Genomic DNA, 6,185 nt, shown 5'->3' on the forward strand with positions numbered 1-6,185 from the left:
CCCTAATAAACCATGTTTTCTAATACTACTTTATTTACCCCGTTTCATACATTTGAAAAATGAAAGGAGTTTATTTTGGTTATACATAGATAGGTTTATTAGGAAAAAGGAATATGGATATTTCATATTTTTATTCCCTATTAAACATATTAAACATATTTATTTGATTCATAATTTATTTCTTTTAGCAATTCTTCTTCACTTAAACTTACATAATCTGATAAATGTTTACGTTCTCCATCTCTCAAATGCCTGTACCATGAATCTAACATTAACAAATATATATCATCAATGTACCTTTCTATTGGTGCTGTCCCTCCGACCTTATTTCCTTTAGCAAAGAATTCACACCCTAATACAGGGTATTTCATAGTTTCAAGATATCCAATTTTACTAGGTTGAATGAGTTCTATATACCCATCTTTATTGATTATTAACCTGTTATAGCAATCATCATTTCCTACCTTTAGTACATCAATAATTTCTTCTTTTGTAAACAAATGTTTTGGTTTTTTTAATCTTTTCATATCAATATAGCAATTGGCTTCGTTACCAATGGTGCGAAAATTAGTAAGCCTATTATCTAAATATTTTTTTATTTCGGTAGCACATATTTTTGCATCTTCAAAGTTATAGAATTTATAATAGTCCTTTTTCCTATCTGTTTTATTAAACAAACTTTCAAAGTCCCATAAATCTTTTTTAACTCTTAATACTCCATCATTATTTAAGTAAAGTTCAAAACTTGCTATTATCTGTACACTTAAAGTATATTCAAATTCCGTATCTTTATCTTTTCTCTTGTAATCATTTTTTGCTAATTTAAATTTTTGAATATGATTTAATAATTGATTTTCCTCTTTGTTATGAAGAGCAATCCATTCTTGCCTTTCTTTTTCTTCTTCTTTTTTCTTTTTGTTCATTAATTCATTATATTCTTTAGGGTTATCTTCTTTCCATTTTAAAAATTTAATAGTTTTTTCTATAAAAGTCTTAAATTTTAATGGAGTTTCATATTTTGTTTGCAAAGCATTATAACTCTTCATATTTAAGTTGTAGTATGAATCTTTTGGGAAAATAACATAATTACCTTTTAAACCAATATATATTTTTCTTGTATACTCAGGTAACTTGTTACCATTATAGGTCCCATAGTTCAAGTGATAAGGTTCTATATATACATCAGGTTCTATTTCTAGTACACATTCTTCATATACATCATCAGTATTATCATATTCGTATAGACCGCAAGGCGGTATTTGTTCGGTTTCTAATAAAAAATAGTTCCATTGATAGTCTCCAAATATCTCCATATATAATCGTTTAGGTTTTACTAATGTTATATATCCATCCTCATTCATTTCTATGAAACCTTGTTTTCGAGAAAGTCTGCATCCCCTTAAATCTAATCCTCCACCTGATGGTAAGAACATATGGTTAAAAGACTCTGTTTGGCTAACTAAATCAAGCACCTTTACTATTTCTTCAATATTAGACCATACAACTGTTTCTGGAGTGTAAGGAGTAATTTGACTAATAATAAAATTCCATTCTTTTCTACATCTCTTTTTGAAATCATCTTTTATGTCAAACCAATTTTGCAATAAATTAACTAAATGTTCTGCTGTTGGCCTTTCTTCTGGAATATCTGACGTACACATTGTTAGAATTTCATGTAATGTAACTAAATACTCTCCTTTGATATACTTTCCTAAAGAAACGCTATTATTTTTATAATTATATTGTCCTCCAAATGCAATGTCTTTATTAGTAAGTATCATCCATAATGTTTTTGCCAATGAATAAATATCTGCACATAATGGATTAGCATTTTTAGAATCCTCGCGCATTTCTGGGGCTATAGTATTTGATTTTTTAGGTCCTACTGCTTCTTTTTTGCCAGTTAAATGTTCTTTATTAGGATAAGAAACTAACCCAAAGTCACTTAAAACCCATCTATTTTCATAAAAATATATATTTTGTGGTTTTATATCTCTATGTGCTATTCCTTTACTATGTAATTCTACTAAGGTTTTAGCAATTTCAAGAATACACTCTATCTTTTGTTCAAGGGAATATCCTTTTATTTTTTTATTCATTTCCTCTGCAATTGGCATAGTATACCATGGTAAATCATCTTGTTTAGGATTATTAGGTAAATTTATATCCATAATAGGTAATATCCCCTTAATTGTATCTTGATTTTCTCTAACTATTTTTACTTCATCACAAAATCTTTTATATCTTTTACGTTCAAAATACGAATCTTCTTTATCATAATATTTATCATAATCCAAATTAATTATTTTTAAAGCAAGTATAATATTAGGGTTATCTAATTTACTCACTTTATAAACGGTACCATTTCCACCCTCACCTAATTGCTTAATAATTTTATATTTTGATGCTATTACCGCCCCTATTCTAACATTCATTTTAATCCCTCGTATTTATTACTACTATATTCTCAAACTCTTAATATTTAATAATTTTCAACATATCACCTTTATCAAAACTATATAGTATAATCTCCTAATTTTCAAGAACCCTTATGCCTATGCTTCTTCTTATGCTTTCTCTCTTCCTTAGATGCAAAATATTTATTTCTTACTACTTCTTCGTATTTTTCCCATTCTTCATTTAACTTCTTTTGTATAAAAATTGGGTTAATATCTGTCCTAACTAAACTATTAGTTGCATCTGCCATCGAAATCCCCCAGGAAACATCAATTATTTCTGGTATATGAAAATTATACGCATGAGTACATCTTTGTAAAATAACATTAGTTTTATTAGGCTCAATCAATGTATATGGATACATTAATGAAATAACTTTCTCATATTTTTGCTGCATTTCCTTATCAGTCCAAAACATAATAATAAATTGGCCTGAGTTAAATTTAAATAAATAGGAAAATTGCAATCCTTTTATATCCCAATTTTCTAGATTTTCTCTTGGAATAACTTGTCCCGTCTCTGTATCATAATATCTTATAAGTGAATTTTCTAAAAATACAGGGTTGCAAATCCATAATAATTTTTTGTTTCCAAACATAAAACTTGGGTAGGCTGAAGTATTTACAGCAATACCACCATATATTGATATATTTTTGGGAATTAAAGTATTTTCTTTATTTAATAAAAATGACTTCACCTCTTCATCAAAATACGATATATTCTTTTTCAACGCTCGCGAATCATTGAAAGCATACTTTATTAACATTTTTGAAAGAAGATTATAATCGTAATTAACCAGAACATTACAATTAGGTTCATAGTCTTTCATAAAATATTCTTTAACAAACTCTGTTGCATATGCATCAATATATGTTAACTTTTTGTTATTACAATCAGAGCAAACATCGTTTACAACTGGTTCACTTTGATAAACTTTTTTTAAATTATTATTATATGTATAATTACATTCAGGAAATAGTTCTAGTACCCCACGAGAAATAATATGTTCTGAAGTTTTTTTACCATTCTTCCCACAATAAGCGCAAATCATTTTTTCTCCTTTCTGAAGAATATTCTAATTTATAATCTAAAAAATATTTGAGCACTATTTTTAATGAACCTTTTAGTGTTATACTAATATTCTATAAAAGAACTAAATTCCCTTTATCTCTAATTTAATCTTCTTATTTTATTTTAATTACTAAAAGGTTTTACAACTTTCATTTTTCTCTTATACATTATTATAATTTAATTTCTTTTATAAAGGTAACTCATATCCTTTTTCTTCTAACACTTTTTGAATCTCCTTAGAAATTATTTTCATATACTTAGGTTTAACTCCTGCTGTTTCTGCCAAATTCCATAGTGTTATTTCTTTTCCCTGCCTCTCTAGTTCTTCTATAGCCCATTTAATTTTTCTTATATGAAATTCTTCCATACTTTCAACTACAGAATCTATATATTCCCTTGTCAACGGAAGTTTCTCTCTCTTCTTAGAAAGCCACCCACTAATCCCTAACTTGCTCCCTATCGTTGTCCAAGTTATCCGTTCAGGCTTGCCTTCTTTCATTTCTTTTATCACTTTCTTAACTTTTAAAAGCAATTCAGCATCTCTTTTAGCCCAATCAACAGTGCTAACTACTGTTTTTATCCTACGATAGTTTTGTTCTAACCATTCGCTATCATATTTTTTCAGCCATGCATATAAACCATCATTTTTTCTTCTTATTTGGTTACTACTTTTATCAGGATATCGAGTGTGAAGTTGAAGCCATTTTTTCCTAAATTTTTCTCGTTTAATTTTAAATTCTTTAGTATCAGTATACTTCTTGCGAAGGTATTTTCCACCGCCGTTAAATTTCCAAAATGGTTCAATTCCAAGTCTATCGATACTTTTTCTAATTGTCTTGGTGGATGATTTTAACACATCTGCAATTTCTCTTATAGATAATCCTGACTGGGCAAGTTCTATCAGTCTCTGGTCCCACAGTTCCTGATATGCATCAATATTATTCTCATCTTCATCATTATTAAAACCAAGTTTTGTATTAAACAAATCAGCGACAGGAATATCAAGAAATCTCGCTAGTAATAGATATCTTACTGTATAAGTTGTTCTATTATTTTTTCTTACCATATCTGATAACCAACCTCCGCTATTCTTTGATACAGGAGATTGAACAAGTTGTAAATATTCATGACCGTAAAAGTCTACAAAGTCTTGCTTTAACTTCTTTTGATGAATATAGTTGTTCATCCTTGCATAGCCTTTTTCAACCAACTTAACCCGAAACTGACTTCTAAACCATTCAGGCTCCTTAAATCCAAATTGATTGTTTAAAAGTATTTCTGCAGCCTCTGCCATCCAAAGCATCTTCTCCATCAAATCATTTGAATAACTTATTTCTTTTTCTACTATACAGTTCTCATGAGATGCGCCAATATACCTTTGTCTATTTCCCGCTCTAATAAGTTCTGTACTATTATACAGGTGTATTTTATGTTTAGAACATACAAACACCCCTGTAATTTGATGACTTCTGTGCCAGTACGGCTCTCCAAATCTTTCTATGTCTTCTTTAAAACATTCAGGACAAAATCTAAAATACTTATTTAGGGTAATGGAATTTGATATTAAACCTATCCTTATATAAGAAACAGCACCCTCACCGTTTCTCATTGTTTGAATTATTTTATCAGCCCGCTTTGGGGGAATAAATGCTGCAAGAAACGGAAATAAGGTATGCTTATAGATAAAGTATTCTGCTGTATACTTTGTATTTACAGGCATATTTCTAATTAATGCATCGAGTTGCGTAGGCAGTTCCATTGCTGCTATACAGTCCCTTGTTCCAAATAAATCCTCAAAATTATGTATCTCTCTTATATTCCCGCTTCTCATGCAGTAGCGTGCCAATGTACTGTATAAAAGTTCGTCTGGATAAGGTGTTGGAAAGAAGTTCATCATACCACCTCCCTGAAAAAAATATCATCTTTAAAACTTATAATATACCCAGATTCTTTTAAAACCTCATAAGCGCTTTTATTATCCTTTTTCCCCTGTTCAACAACAGTTCGGATATCAAGTAGATTTGCCGTACTCTGTTTTTCCTTTCTTCCTTTTACCTTCCTTATTCCCTTTTTCTCTGGCTCTTCCTTCATGCCTTCATCTTTAAACAGCGCCATCGCATCTTCCACCATGCCCTCTGCACTTACATCCTGATTTTGAGAAGGCATGGTATCAATTATTTTCTGTGCCTTCTTAGCATCCATTCCTAAATCAACAAGTTTTAATACGGCTTCCTTTTTCTCCTCCATGAGGTTTTCCTGCTTCATTTTGTTTTGCCTTTTCTTTATTTCCTTTGCCCGCAAATCCAGGTTAATAGATTCTTTGGTTCGGGTTAAAAAGTCATTGAAATCAATACCTGCCATGCAGATATCCTCGTATTTAGCAATTTCTCTGATATTCCCTGTTTTTAATGCAGTCAGCATTGGCTGTACTAATTTTAAATTCTCCTTCGCCGCCTTTCTAATAATATATGGAGTTATCTCTTCCTTTCCTGATGAAATGGCGTAGGCTTGAGCAATGGCATAGACTTTTTTTAATAAATCAGGTATTCCCTGCGTTTCTTCATATAAAATTATAAATGATACAATAAAAATGTAATAAAATGATCATTTAAGAATGTAGGGAAATAAGATATAATTATCTCTAAGATTAAGGAGGT

General features: G+C 29.9%; 4 protein-coding genes. All 4 read right to left on the minus strand.

Annotation, left to right across the window (positions count from 1 at the left end):
- Positions 1–149: 149 nt before the first annotated feature.
- Complete coding sequence (locus tag OM90_RS11655) at positions 150–2,435, minus strand: protein kinase domain-containing protein (RefSeq protein WP_058487041.1); 2,286 nt, start codon at positions 2,433–2,435, stop codon at positions 150–152.
- Between the two features lie 104 nt (positions 2,436–2,539).
- Complete coding sequence (locus OM90_RS11660; RefSeq protein ID WP_058487042.1) at positions 2,540–3,508, minus strand: hypothetical protein; 969 nt, start codon at positions 3,506–3,508, stop codon at positions 2,540–2,542.
- A 207-nt stretch (positions 3,509–3,715) separates the two neighbouring features.
- A complete protein-coding gene (locus OM90_RS11665; RefSeq protein WP_058487043.1) occupies positions 3,716–5,425 on the minus strand; it encodes a TnsD family Tn7-like transposition protein in 1,710 nt (569 codons plus the stop codon).
- Positions 5,422–5,949, minus strand: a complete 528-nt coding sequence (locus OM90_RS11670) for a hypothetical protein (RefSeq protein WP_242860908.1) — start codon at positions 5,947–5,949, stop codon at positions 5,422–5,424. The genes OM90_RS11665 and OM90_RS11670 overlap by 4 nt, the downstream gene beginning before the upstream one ends.
- Between the last annotated feature and the right edge of the window lie 236 nt (positions 5,950–6,185).

Origin of the sequence: Defluviitalea phaphyphila, assembly GCF_001466305.1 — a bacterium.
Lineage (GTDB): Bacteria > Bacillota > Clostridia > Lachnospirales > Defluviitaleaceae > Defluviitalea_A > Defluviitalea_A phaphyphila.